Source organism: Bordetella muralis (assembly GCF_965139205.1).
GTDB lineage: Bacteria > Pseudomonadota > Gammaproteobacteria > Burkholderiales > Burkholderiaceae_B > Bordetella_A > Bordetella_A muralis.
On record NZ_CBCSIU010000001.1, the window covers coordinates 493,139 to 510,747 of the forward strand.

Genomic DNA, 17,609 nt, shown 5'->3' on the forward strand with positions numbered 1-17,609 from the left:
CGAATAAAAAGGTAGCACGTGGCTATCAGCACCAAATAATCAAAATTTCGGCCTATTTTGACAACAAATTCTTATCATGCGGATAACCCTTAGCCAGATCGAGGCGTTCTACTGGGCAGCCAAACTCGGGAGCATTCATGCTGCCGCGCGGCACCTGCACGTCACTCAGCCGGCCGTCTCCGCGCGCATCCGAGAACTGGAAAACACCCTGGACGTGCAGTTGTTCGATCGGTCACGCCAACGCATCACGTTGACCGATGTGGGACAGTCCGCCCTGCGCCATGCCGAAACCACGCTGCACAGCAGCCGGCAGTTGGAGCATTTCGGAAAGGACCGCACGCTCGGTGGAAAATTGCGCTTGGGGGCCGATGAGTGTTCCGCAAATGTCGGCCTGACCGCCGTCATCGCACAACTCAAAGAACACTATCCTTCGCTGGCGCTGGAAATGACCGTGGATGTTGGCTCAGTGCTGAACAGCAAGCTCAACGCCGGCGAGCTGGACATGGCGCTGCTCACAAATCCCGCGACAGGAGACGACGTCAGCGACATTTTCATAGGCTGGATGCCTTTTTATTGGGTGGCGTCACCCTCTCTGCGTATCAATGCCGAACCTTTCCGCCCGGAACATGTGCGCGGTCACCATATCGCGACGCATTCGCCGCCCTCTACGTTGTATACCGTGGTAGAGGGATGGCTGTCCTCCGGTGGTGTGGATATGGCGGGGCTCAGCACGACGAATTCGCTGGCCCTCATCTCTCGTCTGATCGGTGCGGGCCACGCCATTGGCATCCTGCCGGTGCCACTATTGCACGACATGTTGGCCATGGGCATGTTGCAAGCCTTGCCCTGCGACCCGCCGATTCCGCCAGCGCGTTTTTATATTTCGTACCTGACGGCCTCGCATGGGGCACACATCGATTCTGTGGTCGATATCACGCGGGACACGCTAACGCGATTGAATTTCCTGACGCCAGACCACGATTCGAATTAAAACGGCCGACCACATTGCTCCGCCGTGTCAATTTACCGTGGAGCAATGTGTGATTCCTGCAGCAAGCAGTACCGTTCAATCAATCCTCGCGCCCGAAGCGCGAACGACTTCGCCCCATTTCTCAACCTCGCTATTGACCAGCTTGGTGTACTGATCCCGGTCCGTTAACGTCGGAATCACCAAACCGACAGCGCCGAGCTTTTCTTTGATTTCAGGGGACTGCATCGCCGTACGCGTCGCCTCGAATAGTTTCTGAAAAACGTCATCTGGCAAACCCGCCGGCGCACTCAGGCCGAACCAATACTCTGACGAGAATTCTGGCAGCCCGCTTTCGGCCAATGTGGGCGTGTCCGGGTAAACAGGATTGCGCTCGGTGCTGCCGATAGCCAACGCGCGCAGCTTGCCAGCTCGCACGTGTGGCAGCACGGTGTCCTGGTTCAAGAACAAAGTATCCACTCGCCCCGCCAACACATCGTTGATCGCCGCAGAGCCACCGTTGTAGGGCACATGCATCATATCCAGGTTGGCACGCATCTTGAGCATCTCCATACCCAGGTGACCCGAGGTGCCGTTCCCTGACGAAGCATAGGAATACTTGCCTGGTTCCTTCCGCACCATTTCCAGAAACTCGGCAAACGTTTTCGCCGGAAAGTCAGGCGCGGTCACGAGCACGTCCGCCCCGTAGGCCAGGATCGCGACCTGATCGAGTTGGTCCAGCCTATATGGCAGTTTGCTATACAAGGACTGATTGGTGGCTATCCCTACACCCGACAGCAATAATGTGTAGCCATCGGGCTTGGCCTGCGCCACATAGGCGGTGCCGATGTTGCTATTGGCGCCGCCCTTGTTTTCCACCACCACCGTGGTCTGCAGGATTTTCCCAAGCTCGGATGCGAGCAAACGGCCAATAAAGTCCGTGCCACCGCCCGCAGGAAAAGGCACCACCAGGTTGATCGGCTTATCGGCCGGGAAATCACTTGCAGCGTGAACCTGCCCCTGCCCGAACAAGCCAGCACATAATACGGATACGGACGCCGCCAGAAGAATCTGGCGGCGCTTGGTCGATGACAAGAAATGCCGCTTGCTGTGAACAGCGCTCATGAATGTGATTCCCTTGCATTAAGAATTAGTCGTTGAACTGCAAGGGAAAATTAGCACGCGCTCACCCGGACGAAGTAATCACAAATGGTCCGGGTATTGAGAGATTTTTCTTATCATGCGTGATGCGGCGTTCCAACGAAAGCCGGTCTCATGCAGCCTCGTGGGTCAGTCCAAGGCGTGAGCAAATCTGCCTATTGATGCGTAACCGAACGCTGATAGAAACGCTTCGGCAGTCCCCAGGCGATGATGACGGTGGCCACCACACATGCCGTAGCAATCGCGTACAACCCCCAGGTCGTCTGGCCTGTCACGTCTTTGATTTTGCCAACCATGTACGGCGTGATCACGCCACCTAATTGGCCAATCGAGTTGATCAAGGCAATACCGCCTGCGGCAGCCATCCCACCCAGGAAACGTTGCGGGAACACCCAGAAAAGACCGATGGCCGAAATAATGCCCGTTGCGGCGATGGTCAATCCGATCAGCAACGCTACCGTGTTATCGCTATATAGCCCGCTGATAAAGTACCCTATGCCTCCTGCCAAGGTCGTCAGTGCCAGGTGCCAACGCCGCTCACCAGTGCGATCGGAGCTTTTGCCCAGCAGGATCATGGAGATCCCGGCAACGATATAGGGGATCGACGAAATCATGCCAATGACGAAGGGGTCTTGCGTACCAGCCGTTTTGATCAACTGGGGAATCCAGAACACCAGGCCATAAATCGCGCCTGCCAGGCAGAGATACACCACTGACAGCACATACGTCGCCGGCTCACGCAACGCTGCGCCGAAATTATGCGTTTCCGCGGCTTTGGCATCGCGCTCGATCAGAGCTTTCCACGTGGTTTTCTCTGCGTCGGTCAACCATTTGGCATCGTGTACCTCGTCATCCAGGTATTTCCACACGATCAAACCCAGGACGACCGCAGGCAGCCCCTCCAGCAGGAACAGCCATTGCCATCCGGACAGGCCCAGGCTGCCGTCGGTGAACTTCATGATGCCGCCCGAAATCGGGCCGCCGATGATGCCGCAAAAGGCGATGCCGGACATGAAGATCGTATTGATACGTGCACGCCGGTCCGCCGGGAACCACTTGGTAAAGAAATACAGTGCTCCCGGGACGAAACCCGCCTCTAATGCACCGACTAGAAAGCGAGTCACGTAGAACCCGAATTCCGTTGTCACGAACATGGCACTGGCAGATGCCAACCCCCACGTCACCATGATGCGCATGATCCATATGCGTGCGCCGACTCGATGCAGAATCATGTTGCTGGGCACTTCAAATAAGAAATACCCAATGAAGAAAATACTGGCACCCAGACCATAGGCCGCATCGGATAGACCCAGCTCGCTTTGCATCTGCAGCTTGGCAAAACTGATATTGACTCGATCCAGATAGGCAATGACCCAGCAGATCACCAGCAGCGGGATGAACCGCCAAAAGACCTTGCTATAAATGCTCTCGGCTGTCGTCGCAGGCAAAGACGCGGGCGCCGGCATACCACCGACAGGCGCGGTGTAGCTCATCAAATGTCTCCTTTATTCTTATTTATCGCGATCAGTACGTGGCCCGGCCACCCGATAGATCGAACACGGCGCCGGTAGTAAAGGAGTTTTCCTCGCTGACCAGCCATGCAATCATGGATGCGATCTCGTTGACTTCGACGAATCGATTGCGGGGGATTTTCGACAGCATGTAGTCGATATGCTCCTGCGACATCTGCTCGAAAATCCGGGTTCTTGCCGCAGCGGGCGTCACCGCGTTGACGGCGATATTCTTGCCAGCGGTTTCCTTGCCCAGACTCTTTGTCAGTGCAATCACACCGGCCTTGGACGCGCTGTAGGCAGACGCATTGGGGTTGCCTTCTTTACCCGCGATCGATGCGACGTTCACGATGCGCCCATAATTGCGGGCAATCATGCCGGGCAGCAATGCCTTGTTGACATTAAAGGTCCCGTTCAAATTGATGTTCATCACCCGATGCCATTCGGCCTCGGGATAGTCAACAACGGTCGCGTTGGCGCCGGCAATGCCAGCGCTGTTGACGAGGATATCGACAGCGCCCAGCGAGGTAGTGGTCGTTTCGACGGCCGACTGCACGGCTTCCAGATCCGCGATATCGACCTTGACGGTCTGCACATTATCGTCCGCTGCCAGGGTCTGCTTTGCCTGGTTCAATACTGCATCGTCGATGTCCCAGATCGCGACTTTGGCGCCGCCGGCCAACAGCCGTTGGGTAACTGCATAGCCAATGCCTTGTGCGCCGCCGGTGACCACGGCTACACGCCCTTTCAAATCGTACTGATTCATTCTGAGTCTCCGTTTTTCTTGCTGGACCGTTCCCTGCATACGAGCAGGCTTGCCCTGCCGGGCCTGCCTGCCACGTCTATCGCGGGGATGTCTCTGCCGCGTGCGTCAGGCCGCGACGACTTTCTGCTGTTGTTCGCCCAGACCGTCAATGCCCAGACGCATGGTTTGCCCAGCGCGCAGATACACCGGTTGCGGTTTGATGCCCATGCCTACACCGGGAGGCGTGCCGGTGGAAATCACATCGCCAGGATTCAAGGTCATGAACCGGCTGAGATACGCGACGATCTGAGGAACATTGAAAATCATGGTCGAGGTATTGCCGTCCTGGTACCGTTTGCCATCGACTTCGAGCCAAAGTTTCAGATTGTGGGGGTCTGGCACTTCGTCCTTGGTCACGAGCCAAGGGCCGGTGGGGCCGAATGTGTCGCAACCCTTGCCCTTGTCCCAGGTGCCGCCACGCTCGATCTGATAGGCCCGCTCGGACACATCGTTCACAACGCAGTAGCCCGCCACATAGTCGTAGGCGTCGGCTTCCTCGATATAGGAAGCAGTTTTGCCGATCACCACGCCCAGTTCAACCTCCCAATCGGTCTTTTCTGATCCGCGCGGAATCTTGACGTCGTCGTTCGGACCGACAATAGCTGAAGTCCATTTGTTGAATACGACCGGCTCAGCAGGAATGGGCATGCCGGATTCCGCGGCGTGGTCCGCATAATTCAGGCCAATGCAGACAAACTTGCCGATCGCGCCCACGCAAGGACCCAGACGAGGCTGGCCGGAGACCAAGGGCAATTGGCTCAGATCAGTTTTCTGCAGCGTGCGGAAAGCGTCGCTGGCGAGAAAAGCGCCGTCTACGTCCTGGGTCAGACTGGAAATATCACGGATCTGCCCTTGGGCGTCCAACACACCGGGGGCCTCGCGGCCCGGCTGACCATAGCGCAACAGCTTCATTCTTGTCTCCTGGTTGATGCAAATTTGAACTTGCAGGAGTCTATCCCTCTGCGGTGCGCTATCGTTATGCGAGTTGGTGGACTCAGAATACAAAATGGAATCTCCGGACAAACCCCATCAGTGTTTACCCGAATTAGCGAGCTTGCATGAAATCGGCTCCCGGCTGAAATTTCGACAACTGAAGCTCTTGATCGCCATCGAAGACATGGGCTCTGTCCATCGGGCGGCAGAGTTGCTGCACATGTCTCAGCCAGGGGTAAGCAAGGCGCTGAAGGAAATCGAAGATGCAATAGGCGCGACGCTGTTTGCCCGTTCCCCTCAGGGGCTGCTGGCAACCGATATGGGCCGCTGTGCGATTCGTCATGCGCGTTTGATGTATGCCAGCCTCGCGCACATGCATGATGAACTGGGCTCGCTCTCGCGCGGCGGCGGCCTGCGTATCGCCGTCGGAACAGTGGCAGGTGCGTTAGCTGCCGTGTTGGCCGATGCCCTGGTCGCCTTTCGTCGAGCCTATCCGACGGTGCGCATTGATCTGTATGAGGATACGAGCGCACACCTGCTGGAACAATTACAGAGCGGTGCAATCGATATGGCACTGTGCCGGACATCCGTTGCGACGCATCCGGGGTCGTTTCATTTTGAGTGGCTGTGCGACGAGGTCGTGGGAGTCGCGGCGTCCCCCTCTCATCCACTGGCCGATGCGCAAACCGTCACGCTGGCACAAGCCGCGCAATACCCATGGATCCTGTTTCCTGGCCATATGCCCCTGCGTACGCTGCTGGAGCGAGAAGCGGCCAGCCAGAATGTAGCCATACGCAGCTTCATCGAAACATCGTCTACGTTCGCGACCGCATTGCTGCTACATAAGAGCAACGAGATCATTGCGCTGTTCTCGGGCGAAACCATCGATTTTTTCGAACAATCCAAGACATTGCGGCGGCTCAAACTGAAGATCAAGTCAACGGCCGAACCTTACGGCATTGTGATGCGTGCGGGCTTTACGCAAACACCGACCGTGCATCGATTGTGTGAATTCATCCGGATGCACGCGCCGCGGTCTGCTCGGGACTGATCCGGGGCACCACGATTCCGCAGGGGAAACCCGGCTCGGAATTTGCACTATCAGCTTGTGTTCAGCATTTCTAGGCATCCTAGGCAGGTGCAACATCGCCCTGAACACCAAGGAGACACCATGCCCAGGAAAATTCTTGGCACATTCGCCCTATCCGCGTTAGCCCTATGCGCAATGAATGCGCACGCCGCAGACGCGTGGCCCAGCAAGCCGATCACCATCGTTGTTCCCTTCTCCCCAGGAGGCGCCAACGATTTGGTAGCCCGGCTATATGCCAAGCAGATTGCCAACGATCTCAACGCCAATGTCATCGTCGAGAACCGCGCGGGCGCAGGCGGCATCGTGGGTGCAGCCTATGTAGCGCGTACACCGCCTGATGGCTATACGTTTTTGGCGGCCTCCAACGGCACGGTCACCAACAGTCTGATACGCTCGGACCAACCATATAAAGACGAGGAAATCGAGCCGGTAGCCTTGTTGTCTATCGTACCCTCCGTCATCGTTGCAAACCCGTCCAACCCGGCGACCGATCTGAAGGATCTGGTCGAACGCGCGAAGAAAGCGGGGAATCAACGTATCACCTTCTCCACAGCAGGCATGGGCAGTACGCCTGACTTTGTCGGCGCCATGGTCAAGCTGGAAACCGGCCTCAACGTGCAGCAGATCCCATACAAGAGTGGATCGGAAGGTGTCACCGCTGTCGTCGGCGGGCAGACTGATATGACGTCCGAAGCCAGCATCGTGACGTTGCCACTGATCAAAGCGGGAAAACTTAAAGCGCTGGCCACCACCTGGGACAAAATGCCCTCGGCGCCCGAGATCAAATCCACTGCGGAATTAGGGTTCCCCAATATACGCATCGGCCATTGGGAGGGCCTGTATGCCCGTGCAGGCACATCGCCAGATATCCTGGATAAAGTGAATGCCGCCGTTCGCAAGGCATCGCAATCCAAGGAGGTTTTGGATACATTGAACGCGAGCAGCATCGTACCCGGCACGATGGACCGCGCTGAGTTCACCAAATTTACTCAAGACGAGCGTACAAGATTGGGCAAGGTGGTGAGGGCTGCGCATATGCAGCCCGATTGATACGGTACGCAACGTCCATTTAGCGTGAGCAACCAGCCCCTTGTAAATACTGGATGAGGTCGTCGACGGACACGACATCCGCGAATTGTCTGTCCATATCAAAGAGGCTGATTGCATGCGAAATCGCGATTCGATCAAAGACGGCTTCTTGGGGAACGATGGTACGAAAATTGTAGGAAGACGAATCGAACACGGTTGCCCGAATGCAGTTGCTGGTGGCGCCGCCCACGACAATCACCGTGTCGATTTTTCGTTCGACGAGATAGCCCAGCAGCGGCGTCCCATGGAACCCGCTGGGCTTCTTTTTGACAAACGTGACGTCGCTTTTTCCGGGTTTCAGCTCGGGAACGAGCTCTGCGCCTAACGTACCGGCCAAGCACCAATGCTCACTGTCGAGCAAGTCGCGCTTACGGCCATAGACGCCTATGTCATTCCCATTAGGGTCGAGCTCAAAGGTAGTGAAAAAGCACGGCACATCGCTTTTCTGTGCCTGCTCGACCACTCGCTGAATCTGACGTACTGCCGCACGGCCAATAGCGCCGCAGCTGGAAGGCCATGCCGAGTCGTTCCCTTCTTCGCCGACCATGTAGCGTTGCGCGTCAATGACGACGACAGCCGGCTTTTCTCCGTAGCCCATGCGGCGGGCGAAGCGGCCACGCTCCAGAACGGCCCTGTCACTGTCAACCAGATACTTTTCCCACGGTTTGCTGTTCATTGATCTCACGCCATATGAAGTAAATTGAGCCCAGACGTTGTCTCAGGCAACAGACATCTGATGCGCAAACGATAACAACCTGGCCTCGGCCAGCGGCCTGCCGATGACCTGGACGCCAACCGGCATACCGTTCGCGTCTCGCCCCACAGGCATGGTCAGTACCGGCACGCCTAAATAACTGAACGGTCGAGTTAGCCGAGTGATGGCGCTCACGACATTGAAGACACTGCCCGCTTTCTCCATATCTGCGTCGACACGCAACGGGACAGGAATAGGGACAGTCGGACACAGGATCAGATCCACGTTCGCCATCGGACCGTCCAAGAATTCCCGCAGTATCCGCGCGCGAACCATCATGGCTTCCAGATACCGCACAGCGGGCACATGCAGTCCTGGCTCTGTACGCGAATACACCGCTTGAGAATAGGCGTCGGCATGGCTTCGCATCCATTGGCCGTGCAATGTCGCTGCCTCGACCTTGGAGATGACGTCACCCATGGCATAGCAGGCGGAGAGTTGCGGAAAATCCACGGCACTCACATTGCCAAAGAGGCGTTCGACCTGGCCGGCGAAAGCCTGGAAGACCGATTCGATCTCTGGATCGCATGCCTCGGCGCCATGGAGATTCAAGACGGCGACTCGGCTCTTTTCTGCTGCAACGTCCAGCAAAGCAGGATAATCGGGCACCGCCGCCCCCAAGGAAGATGGATCATCTTGATCATGTCCAGCCACTGCCTGTAGAACGATGGCGCAGTCTTCTGCGGTCCGCGTCAATGGACCGACGCAGTCCAATGAATAGGCTCGGGGAAAACATCCGCTGCGCGAGATACGGCCGTACGTCGGTTTCAATCCGAACAACCCTTGCACGGATGCAGGCAACCTTATCGAGCCTCCGGTATCGCTACCCAGAGAAGCGAAAACCGCACCCGACGCGACGGCCGACCCTGACCCGCTGGACGAGCCGCCGGAGATCCGCGCTGGATCCAGGGCATTGCAGCAGTCGCCGAACGAGGGATTCTGGCCCGTCGGACCTGCAACCATCTCGTTCAAATTCAATGCGCCTATTGTGACAGCCCCCGCCGCCTTTAAGCACTGGATGACATGGGCGTCACGCGAGGCCGTGACGGCGGGGCGTGCTCGGGAGCCTATGGTCGCAGCATGCCCTTCAATTTCAAAACAGTCTTTGTGTGCCAGCGGGATTCCGTGCAACAGGCCGCGGGTTTTCCCCTGCGCACGCTCTACGTCGGCGGCACGGGCTTGAGCCATCGCGCCATCGGCCCAGATTTCGATGAAAGCGTTAAGCGATGGCTGGCTCTCAATGGCGCGGGCGATACTCTGCGCAGTCAATGTCTCGGCGTTAAGTTCGCCGTTTTGCATTTTCTGTACCGCTTGCGCCAAGGTCAACTCCTGACCCGCCGATAAACGCCGCGAACTGTCGATTGCCTGAGGTGACCTGGATCCATGACGATCCGCTCTGGGCTGTAGCGCATTGCTGGAATCGCTCGCCCGCAGCTGAGCTACCTGGAAGTCTGCCGGTTGACCATAAGGACTGATACCCTCGCCCACACTCGCTCGGACCGAGGAGTTCAAGCGCTCTACTTCCGACGCGACTATTGCCGGGTCGGTGCGGGAGGGAGTTCCATGCATGTGCGCAGTACTAGTCGCCAGGTACTGTGTGATAGCTTGCTTGACGCTCTGCATCCCTGGCTTCTCCCCGCCCCTTGATACTGTAGTCATCACCGCTCCAATAAAGTCGGAATATGCAAAAGGCAGATTTACTGCGGACGTATGCCTGCGGCTTGCGCCGTTTCCGTCCACTGATCCACATCGGATTCAAGCAATTTTTGCAGTTCCTCAGGTGTCGAGGCTTGCGGACGAGCGCCTGCAGTATGAAGAAATTTGGCAAATTCCTCGGTCGAGATGGCTTCTTTGATTTCCGCGTTCAGCCGATCACGGATCGCGCCATCGACCCCTTTCGGAGCAAAGACCCCCCACCACACATTCACCACGTAATCCAGTCCCGTTGCCTCTTTTACGGTCGGAATATTGGGATAGTCAGGTTCGCGCTCTGCTCCGGTGAAAGCCAGCTTGGGAAGCTGATCCGTAGGCGTCCCGTTGATCGACGCCATAGTGGTAATGATCATGTCCAGCCGGCCGGCGACCAGGTCTAGTTGTGCAGGCGAGATACCCTTGTAGCCCACGGTCTGCATTTTTACGCCTGCTTTATTGGCGAGCAACTCTGTCGCCATCTGGGAGCTATCCCCCAGGCCCGCGCTGCCAAAATTGATCTGGCCAGGGTGTTCCTTGGCGTAGGCCAGCAGCCCTTTCATGTCCTGTGCCGGAAAGTCCTTCCGCGTCAGCACCACGAACGGCGCGCTCGCCACCATGGAGACGGCATCAAATGCAGTCTTGGGATCGTACGGTGTCTTTTGAACTGCCGCCGAGGTTGCCAGGGAGCCGGAAACAAACAGGAATGTATAGCCGTCGGGCGCAGACGTCGCCACGTAACCCGATCCCACCACGCCGCCCGCGCCGCCCTTGTTCTCGACAATGAACGACTGGCCGGTATTTTTGCTCATACTGTCGGCCAGCTTGCGGGCAATCACATCGTTACTGCCGCCCGGTGCAAACGGAACAATCAGCCGGACTGGCCGTTGCGGCCAATCGGCAGCGGCCGCCACACTGCTGACCGGCAGCCCAGCTGTTGCACCCAAGGTGCCGGTCAACACAAAACTCGATAGTATCTTCAGGGTACGGCGCTTGGACATGCTGGACTCCTAGCAAGGTAATACCAACAACAAGGATTGAAGTAAGTACTGCTCCGTTTACATCGCGTGAGTTATCTCATCTAAGGTCAGGCAGGCTTATTGCCATGGCCCGCCTCGATCTCGCTATCTGAGTATCCCAGCTCTCGCAGAATTGCACTCGTGTGCTCGCCCAAACCAGGAGCACTACGGAGTTCGCGCTGGCTCGGTGCTGCCCCGAACGAAATCGGATTGGCAATGGTCTTATACGGCCCCAGAGCGGGATGCTCATGCTCACCGATAAACCCCTGCTCCAGAACTTGAGCATCCTCAAAAACGTCCTCGACATTCCGCACGACAGAGCATGGCACCTGATCGCCGAAAAGCACTTCCCATTCCTCGGCCGTCCGCTTCAACAAGGCTTCGCGCAGTATGGGCAATAATTCGTCCACATGGACTGCACGCTTCTTGACAGAGTCGTAGCGCTCGTCGTCCGCCAGTGCCGGCCGGCCGACCAAGGTGCACAGTGATCGCCAGAAATGCGGCGTGTTCGCGGAAATATATAGATGTCCGGCGCGAGTTGGATGAATTCCCGTAACACCGCCCGATCTCATATCGCGGTTGATACTGCGTGGCTCGTTCTCGGCCACGACCAATCTGGCCGCCTGCATGGCCAATGCGCTGCCCAACAGGGAGACTGAAACGTGTTGGCCTTCTCCGGTACGTTCACGTTGCAACAAGGCTGCCGTCACACCGTTGGCCAACATCGCAGCCCCGTAGTAGTCCACGACTGAGCCATAAACGATCTTTGGATCATCCGTCGTCCCCTGCGACGAACAAATACCTGTTCGGGCCTGCAGCACCTGGTCATATCCCGCCCGGTTCGCCAACGGCCCGCTCTGGCCATAGCCTGTCAGCGAGCAGTAGATCAGCTTTGGATTGTGGGCGCGCAGCGTGCCGTAATCGATACGCAAGCGCGCGGGAACAGAAGGCCGAAAATTATGAACGACCACATCTGCTTGCTTGACCAGGCGGATAAAAACTTCGTAGCCGAATGTGCTCTTCAGATCGAGACAAACGCCGCGCTTTCCTCTATTTACACCCAGGAAAGCGCGGCTTTCTCCCAAGAGGGTCGAAGGATATTTGCGCAGATTATCGCCCTCGGGGGGTTCGACCTTGATGATCTCCGCCCCCATGTCCGCCAGGAGATTGCAACCGTATGGGCCGGCGATATACGCGCTGAGGTCCAACACTTTGAAGCCGGCTAAGGGAAAGCTATTGTTCATAGACATACTCGCAGCGGTTTTCTACAACGAATTGATGCATGCTCACTGGCCAGCCGATTGCGCGAGAATGGCCCGCGCACGTTCAATGAATGGGCCGTCGATCATCTTGCCCTCCAACATGTAGGCGCCGTTGACGTCGTTCTGCTCGGCCGATTCCACTACTTTCGCGGCCCAGCGGATCTCCGCCTCCGTAGGGCTGAACACGTCGTTGGCAATGGCGACTTGATTGGGATGGATGCATGTCTTGCCTAGAAATCCCGCTTGGCGTGCCCGCCAGGCCTCTTGGCGATAACCTTCGGCATTGGCGACATTGGTGTAGGCCGTGTCGTAGGCAATCTTGCCTGCGGCTCCCGCCGCGATGCGCATCTGCATCATCACCGTGTGCACATTCTGGGCGTCTTCGCGGGCGATGCCCAAGGGCTCGAATAAATCTCCCAGCCCCAACTGAAGTCCCCAGACCTGTTGATGAGCCGCTGCGATTTCGGCCGCATTCAAGAGCGCCCTAGGGGTTTCGATGTTTGCCAGGACACGGATATCGAGTTTCCCGCCTTCTCGGGCCGTCTGTTGGGTTCGTGCGTCCAACATGGCAGTAAAACGAAGCACGTCCTCGACCGTATCGGTTTTGGGAATGTTGAGGATATCGACCCCAGCCACGCAGGAAACAATGAGGTCGTTTTCAGTATGGCCAGTTTCAAGCGCGTTGACACGAACGATGATGCTTTTTCTGCCTTCGTGACGCAGCGAGTGGAATTCATCGGTACTGAAGAAATTCGCCAGGCATTCCCGCGCGTACGCTTTCTTGCTTTCCAGTACAGCATCCTCGAGATCAAAACAGATCGCGTCCGCCGCGCTCTTGAGCGCCTTGGCGAATAGCTCAGGCCGGGAAGCCGGTACAAATAACTTGCTGCGCATAGGTCCCTCTCATATCCATGAGCATTCATGCTATCGGGACATAGATGGTTTTAGGGCGCTTGCAAGCATGATCAAAAGATAGCTATCCTATCTTTTCCCTCTTCGCCCAACCGAGCCTTTGCGCAACGGATGAACACCAAACTATTACATACGCTGTTGGCTGTTCATCGCTACGGCTCCATGGCGGAGGCCGCTCGACGATTGAATCTGACCCATGGCGCCATTGCCCAGCAGATACGCACATTAGAGGGCGATCTGGGTGTCGAGTTGGTACGCCGCGCAGGCAAAGTCGTGCATCTCACACAGGCTGCTCACCGGATTCTGGACGCCTCGCAGAAAATCATCGACGAAGTCGACTCGCTGGCGGCGTTGGCCAATACTGACGAACTCAGGGGCGAGCTCAGCCTGGGAACAGGCAATACTGTCCTGGCAGGCAAAATCCCCGACATTCTCGAAGCGCTGAACAGCCAATATCCCGAGATCCGAGTACGGATCATGTCCGGGCAGTCCCCCGACTTTCACACACAGGTCGAACGAGGCACGTTGGATGCTGCGATCGCCATCGAGCCATCATTTACGCCATCAAAGGTCATGGGGTGGCATTTGCTTTGCGATGAGCCTTTCGTCCTGATTGCCTCCCGCAAGCATGAGGGTGCCGACCCGCACCTGTTGCTTGAGCGGGAGCCATTCATACGCTATCACCGGGAAAGCTGGGCAGGCCAACAGATCGAGACTTATCTGCGCCAGAACAGCATCGTCCCCAAAGAGCGATTCGAACTCGCCTCGACGGAGGCCATCACTCGCCTGGTACACAAAGACCTAGGCGTGTCGATCGTACCTAGCGCGTGGCATCAATGGCAAAACGGCCTGAACGTTGTCAGCGTTCCGTTGAAAACGCCATGTAAACCGCGCCGATTTGGATTGATCTGGCTCCGGTCATCACCGCGCCTGCGTTTGATAGAAGCCTTTCTCGACGCCGCGGTGCGGGTCTACCAGCGGGATGCTCAAAGCTCAGTCCATTCTCTCAACAAATTGTGATAGCAATTCGTCAGCGACAGCGTCTGCTCGGTTTCCCCTAACTGAGCACGCAGTTGCTGAATGGTCTGATCGAGCTCGAACAGCATCTGCCGCCGGTTATGTTCGCGGATCATGCTCTGAATCCAGAAGAACGACGCCACGCGTGCGCCCTGCGTCACGGGGGTGACGCAATGCAGACTGTTGGCGGGATACAGGATCATGTCGCCGGCGGGCAGTTTGACGAGATGCTCGCCATACAGATCTTTCACGACGAGTTCGCCACCCTCATAGTCGTCGGGATCGCAGAGAAACAGCGTTGCCGACAAGTCCGTGCGTAACCAACCCGGTGCCGCCGGGAAACTGCGCACGGCGCCATCGACGTGAAAACCGTAGGTTTCTGCAGACTCGTAACGATTGAACAACGGCGGAACGGTACGCAGAGGCAACGCGGCCGCAAAGTACAGCGGGTTGCGGGCCAAGGCTCGCAATACGGTCTCGCCCAGTTCCCGGGCCAGATCTGACGATTCGGCCAGTTGGCGATTGCGTTTGACGTTCGCGCCTTGGCTGCCGACGGTGGCGCGGCCATCTACCCATTCAGCCGCGTCCAGACGGCGGCGCATGTCTCGAACCTCGTCTTGTGTCAGGATCTGGGGTATATGCAGCATGATGAATGTTCCGCTAAAAATGCAATAACCGCCGTGACAGGCAGGACTGTAGTCCACCCGCCGCGGCGGCGTTCAACATCCGTCTGCGCGAATCAGAAATGAATGTTGGCCGTCAGCAATACGGTACGAGGCGCGCCAGGGAAATAGCGGTAGCCGCTCTTGTTGATCGCAGCAACGTACTCTTTGTTAAAGAGATTGTAGACGTTGAACTGGAAGTCCAGGTTCTTGTTGACCTCATAGCCCGCCATGGCGTCAAAGACCCAATACGAACGAACGTATTCCGGCGTGCCCACGGCGCCGTCGGAGCCGCGCTCCATGCTGCCGATATAGCGCGCGCCGCCGCCCAAGGTAAAGCCGCCGGGCAAACGATACGTGCTCCACATCGAAAACGCGTGCTTCGGCGTGTAGGTCAGGTTGTTGGAGCCGTTGTTGGTCACAGAGGGACCGTCTTCGACTGTCGCGTTCTGAATCGTGTAGCCCGCGCTCACCGACCAGTTGTCCGTGATCTGACCGCTGGCGCCCAGCTCCAGGCCCTGCACACGTTTCTTGGCGGTCTGGCTGTAGGTGCCATCGACGTCTTGCTGGACTTCGTTGTCGACTTCGGTGCGGAACAAGGCAGCACTGAGCAGCAGTTGACGATCAAAGAGTTCCCATTTGGTCCCCAGCTCGGCTGTCTTGGCTTTTTGCGGTGCGAAGTCCACGCGGTTGGCGCTATTGCCGCTGCCTTCGGCAGCCAGCTGGAAATTCGATCCACCGGGAGGCTGCTGCGATACACCATAGTTCACATAGACGTTGCCGTTAGGCGCGACGCGATACAGAGCACCGAGTTTCCAATTCACGAGGTTGCCGGAAATACGCTCATCGACCGTCGTAATGGGCGTACCCGTCGGGGCACCGTTGCACGCCACCGCGTTGCGGCCCGAGCCGCCGCATGCGGTAGCGCTATCGTATTTCGTACGGTAGTGATCTAGACGGATACCGCCATTGATTTGCCACTTATCAGTCAACTCGACGGTATCAAAAGCATAGACGGCAAATGTGTCAGTCTTGCCGTGAGCATCTGCGCCGTTATTGTGAATACCTTCGGCGTGAATGCTGTTATCCGGATGATAAATATTGACCTTCGGATACGTCGGAGACGTCATTCCGAAATTGTCCTGCATTTCACTTGTAAACTCGAAACCCGTGCTCAGATCGTGCTTGAACGAGCCCGTACTAAATTTGGCGGTTAGGTTAGTTTGATTGGTCCAAATACGATTGTTGGAATTCTTCAGGTTCGCCGACCGATACATCTCCCAGGTAGAGGGATCATTCGGATCGCCAATTACGTTAGGCGTGGCCGGCGTACCGCTCGCGCCGCCCGCCATAAAGGAAGTCAACAGATAGTTCTGCTTGGTACGCGACCAACGCGTCACATTGCGCACCGTCACGTTGTCATTAATGTCGTGCTCCAAACGCAACGTTGCCATATCTGTCGTCGCGTCATCGTGATCCGACTGGGTACCGTAGAAATTATTCGTATCTACCTTGTCGGCCCCCTCCAAAAATGACATTGCGCCACCCGGTGAGTGATAGCCGGGCAAGCCTATTGTCACAACACCACCATCAGGCACATTGTTTTGTTTGACGTGCAGGAAATCTATATATACGCGAGTGTCCGTGCCCAGACCGAAGGCAAGCGAAGGCGCGATACCCCAGCGCTTGTTCTGGACTTCGTCACGGCCAGCAACATCGGTATCTAAGCCCATGACGTTCAAACGGAACGCAGACGTCTCGCCAATTGCTTGATTCCAGTCGATCGTCCCTCGCTTGTACCGTGCGCTACCGATGCCAATGCTCGCATCAAAGCTGTTATCCAATCGAGGCTGCTTGCTGACCAGGTTGATCGAGCCGCTGGGCGCGCTACGGCCATAGTCCGAACCGGACGGCCCCTTGATCACCTCGACGGCCTCGGTATTGAACATATCTCGAGTCGTGCTGGAAATATCGCGAATGCCATCGACGTAGATGCTATTAGACGTATCAAATCCACGTAGATAAATCGCATCGCCCGTCGAGGTATTACCGTTCTCCCCCGCGTAGAACGTACCTGCGCCCGCCACATTACGCATGGCCTCAGTCAGCGTCGTGGCCTGCTGGTCCTTCATCATCTGCTCGGTCACCACCTGCACTGTCTGCGTCGTATCAACCAGTGGTTGAGTGAACTTTGCGGACTCGAGCTTGTTGGCTTTGTAGGAATTGGTGTCCTCGCCAATGACTTTCACAGGCGACAGCGTCTTGACGTCAGACCCCGCGGTCTGGGCCATGGCGGCGCCCGGTTGGCTCAACATGAGCGTCGCCAGAACTGAGGCAGCAGCGCTGCCCGCTAGCGAGCCCTGGCTCAGCGGACGCACCGGAGCGCATTTTCGGTTTTTTATGTATTGCATTCGGCTTCTCGTGGGAATAGACGACCCGTCCGTGCCTGATGGCGCGGTCGTTACTACGAATTACATAGAACAGAGAATCGAATGCTAAATAAAAATGATTTACATTAATCTGAACAGCAGCTGAAATGTTGTAATACGGTGACGCAGACAAAATATCGCTAAAAGTTGCTTTAAATTCGCCATTTTTATTAAACGCCGCCTAAATAGAAGTCATATTCGACGATTTCAAAATGAACCGTCGACATGCATTGACATACATGCCCTGAAAAAGGCGACAGGCCGAGGGCTTTTCGAGCGCTAATTTGCCAGACGAAAGCCCTCGTAGGG

15 protein-coding genes are annotated in these 17,609 nt (G+C 56.7%); 4 read left to right on the top strand and 11 right to left on the bottom strand.

What is annotated here, in order from left to right; translation table 11 throughout:
- The first annotated feature begins 76 nt into the window (after positions 1–76).
- Positions 77–991 carry a LysR family transcriptional regulator gene (locus tag ACNA0I_RS02290; protein WP_415804440.1) on the top strand — a complete coding sequence of 305 codons (915 nt, stop codon included), beginning with the start codon at positions 77–79 and terminating at the stop codon, positions 989–991.
- 75 nt (positions 992–1,066) lie between these two features.
- On the opposite strand, the gene ACNA0I_RS02295 is transcribed toward ACNA0I_RS02290, so the two are convergent.
- The 4 genes from ACNA0I_RS02295 to ACNA0I_RS02310 all read right to left on the bottom strand — a co-directional run bounded on the left by ACNA0I_RS02295 (position 1,067) and on the right by ACNA0I_RS02310 (position 5,356).
- On the bottom strand, positions 1,067–2,092 hold the full coding sequence (locus ACNA0I_RS02295; RefSeq protein ID WP_415804441.1) for a Bug family tripartite tricarboxylate transporter substrate binding protein: 1,026 nt from the start codon (positions 2,090–2,092) through the stop codon (positions 1,067–1,069).
- A gap of 191 nt (positions 2,093–2,283) precedes the next feature.
- A complete protein-coding gene (locus tag ACNA0I_RS02300; RefSeq protein WP_415804442.1) occupies positions 2,284–3,621 on the bottom strand; it encodes an MFS transporter in 1,338 nt (445 codons plus the stop codon).
- A gap of 31 nt (positions 3,622–3,652) precedes the next feature.
- The gene (locus ACNA0I_RS02305) at positions 3,653–4,405 is read right to left on the bottom strand and encodes an SDR family NAD(P)-dependent oxidoreductase (RefSeq protein ID WP_415804443.1); all 753 of its coding nucleotides are present in this window, start codon (positions 4,403–4,405) and stop codon (positions 3,653–3,655) included.
- 105 nt (positions 4,406–4,510) lie between these two features.
- On the bottom strand, positions 4,511–5,356 hold the full coding sequence (locus ACNA0I_RS02310; RefSeq protein WP_415804444.1) for a fumarylacetoacetate hydrolase family protein: 846 nt from the start codon (positions 5,354–5,356) through the stop codon (positions 4,511–4,513).
- A 94-nt stretch (positions 5,357–5,450) separates the two neighbouring features.
- On the opposite strand from ACNA0I_RS02310, the gene ACNA0I_RS02315 reads away from it, so the two are divergent.
- A complete protein-coding gene (locus ACNA0I_RS02315; protein WP_415804445.1) occupies positions 5,451–6,428 on the top strand; it encodes a LysR substrate-binding domain-containing protein in 978 nt (325 codons plus the stop codon).
- Between the two features lie 174 nt (positions 6,429–6,602).
- Positions 6,603–7,517 (top strand): tripartite tricarboxylate transporter substrate binding protein, encoded by a 915-nt coding sequence (locus ACNA0I_RS02320; RefSeq protein ID WP_415804825.1) that lies wholly within the window; start codon positions 6,603–6,605, stop codon positions 7,515–7,517.
- 19 nt (positions 7,518–7,536) lie between these two features.
- On the opposite strand, the gene ACNA0I_RS02325 is transcribed toward ACNA0I_RS02320, so the two are convergent.
- The 5 genes from ACNA0I_RS02325 to ACNA0I_RS02345 all read right to left on the bottom strand — a co-directional run bounded on the left by ACNA0I_RS02325 (position 7,537) and on the right by ACNA0I_RS02345 (position 13,174).
- On the bottom strand, positions 7,537–8,232 hold the full coding sequence (locus ACNA0I_RS02325; protein ID WP_415804446.1) for an isochorismatase family protein: 696 nt from the start codon (positions 8,230–8,232) through the stop codon (positions 7,537–7,539).
- A gap of 42 nt (positions 8,233–8,274) precedes the next feature.
- Positions 8,275–9,822, bottom strand: a complete 1,548-nt coding sequence (locus ACNA0I_RS02330) for an amidase (RefSeq protein ID WP_415804447.1) — start codon at positions 9,820–9,822, stop codon at positions 8,275–8,277.
- Positions 9,823–10,007: 185 nt separating this feature from the next.
- Positions 10,008–11,000, bottom strand: a complete 993-nt coding sequence (locus tag ACNA0I_RS02335) for a Bug family tripartite tricarboxylate transporter substrate binding protein (protein WP_415804448.1) — start codon at positions 10,998–11,000, stop codon at positions 10,008–10,010.
- An 86-nt stretch (positions 11,001–11,086) separates the two neighbouring features.
- Entirely contained in the window at positions 11,087–12,262 is a 1,176-nt protein-coding gene (locus ACNA0I_RS02340) for a CaiB/BaiF CoA transferase family protein (RefSeq protein WP_415804449.1), read from the bottom strand.
- A 42-nt stretch (positions 12,263–12,304) separates the two neighbouring features.
- Positions 12,305–13,174, bottom strand: coding sequence for an HpcH/HpaI aldolase/citrate lyase family protein (locus ACNA0I_RS02345; protein ID WP_415804450.1), 870 nt, complete (start codon positions 13,172–13,174; stop codon positions 12,305–12,307).
- A 129-nt stretch (positions 13,175–13,303) separates the two neighbouring features.
- On the opposite strand from ACNA0I_RS02345, the gene ACNA0I_RS02350 reads away from it, so the two are divergent.
- Positions 13,304–14,212: a LysR substrate-binding domain-containing protein gene (locus tag ACNA0I_RS02350; RefSeq protein WP_415804451.1), complete on the top strand. Its 909-nt coding sequence runs from the start codon at positions 13,304–13,306 to the stop codon at positions 14,210–14,212.
- On the opposite strand, the gene ACNA0I_RS02355 is transcribed toward ACNA0I_RS02350, so the two are convergent.
- Both ACNA0I_RS02355 and ACNA0I_RS02360 read right to left on the bottom strand, forming a co-directional pair.
- Positions 14,179–14,859 carry a Fe2+-dependent dioxygenase gene (locus ACNA0I_RS02355; protein ID WP_094823587.1) on the bottom strand — a complete coding sequence of 227 codons (681 nt, stop codon included), beginning with the start codon at positions 14,857–14,859 and terminating at the stop codon, positions 14,179–14,181. The two genes, ACNA0I_RS02350 and ACNA0I_RS02355, sit on opposite strands and share 34 nt — an antisense overlap.
- Before the next feature lie 89 nt (positions 14,860–14,948).
- The gene (locus ACNA0I_RS02360) at positions 14,949–17,282 is read right to left on the bottom strand and encodes a catecholate siderophore receptor Fiu (protein WP_415804452.1); all 2,334 of its coding nucleotides are present in this window, start codon (positions 17,280–17,282) and stop codon (positions 14,949–14,951) included.
- Positions 17,283–17,609 lie beyond the last annotated feature (327 nt).

Coding starts and splice junctions, on each gene's coding strand:
- ACNA0I_RS02290 (WP_415804440.1), top strand. CDS start 77: ATGCGGATAACCCTTAGCCAGATCGAGGCGTTCTACTGGGCAGCCAAA.
- ACNA0I_RS02295 (WP_415804441.1), bottom strand. CDS start 2,092: ATGAGCGCTGTTCACAGCAAGCGGCATTTCTTGTCATCGACCAAGCGC.
- ACNA0I_RS02300 (WP_415804442.1), bottom strand. CDS start 3,621: ATGAGCTACACCGCGCCTGTCGGTGGTATGCCGGCGCCCGCGTCTTTG.
- ACNA0I_RS02305 (WP_415804443.1), bottom strand. CDS start 4,405: ATGAATCAGTACGATTTGAAAGGGCGTGTAGCCGTGGTCACCGGCGGC.
- ACNA0I_RS02310 (WP_415804444.1), bottom strand. CDS start 5,356: ATGAAGCTGTTGCGCTATGGTCAGCCGGGCCGCGAGGCCCCCGGTGTG.
- ACNA0I_RS02315 (WP_415804445.1), top strand. CDS start 5,451: ATGGAATCTCCGGACAAACCCCATCAGTGTTTACCCGAATTAGCGAGC.
- ACNA0I_RS02320 (WP_415804825.1), top strand. CDS start 6,603: ATGAATGCGCACGCCGCAGACGCGTGGCCCAGCAAGCCGATCACCATC.
- ACNA0I_RS02325 (WP_415804446.1), bottom strand. CDS start 8,232: ATGAACAGCAAACCGTGGGAAAAGTATCTGGTTGACAGTGACAGGGCC.
- ACNA0I_RS02335 (WP_415804448.1), bottom strand. CDS start 11,000: ATGTCCAAGCGCCGTACCCTGAAGATACTATCGAGTTTTGTGTTGACC.
- ACNA0I_RS02340 (WP_415804449.1), bottom strand. CDS start 12,262: ATGAACAATAGCTTTCCCTTAGCCGGCTTCAAAGTGTTGGACCTCAGC.
- ACNA0I_RS02345 (WP_415804450.1), bottom strand. CDS start 13,174: ATGCGCAGCAAGTTATTTGTACCGGCTTCCCGGCCTGAGCTATTCGCC.
- ACNA0I_RS02350 (WP_415804451.1), top strand. CDS start 13,304: ATGAACACCAAACTATTACATACGCTGTTGGCTGTTCATCGCTACGGC.
- ACNA0I_RS02360 (WP_415804452.1), bottom strand. CDS start 17,282: ATGCAATACATAAAAAACCGAAAATGCGCTCCGGTGCGTCCGCTGAGC.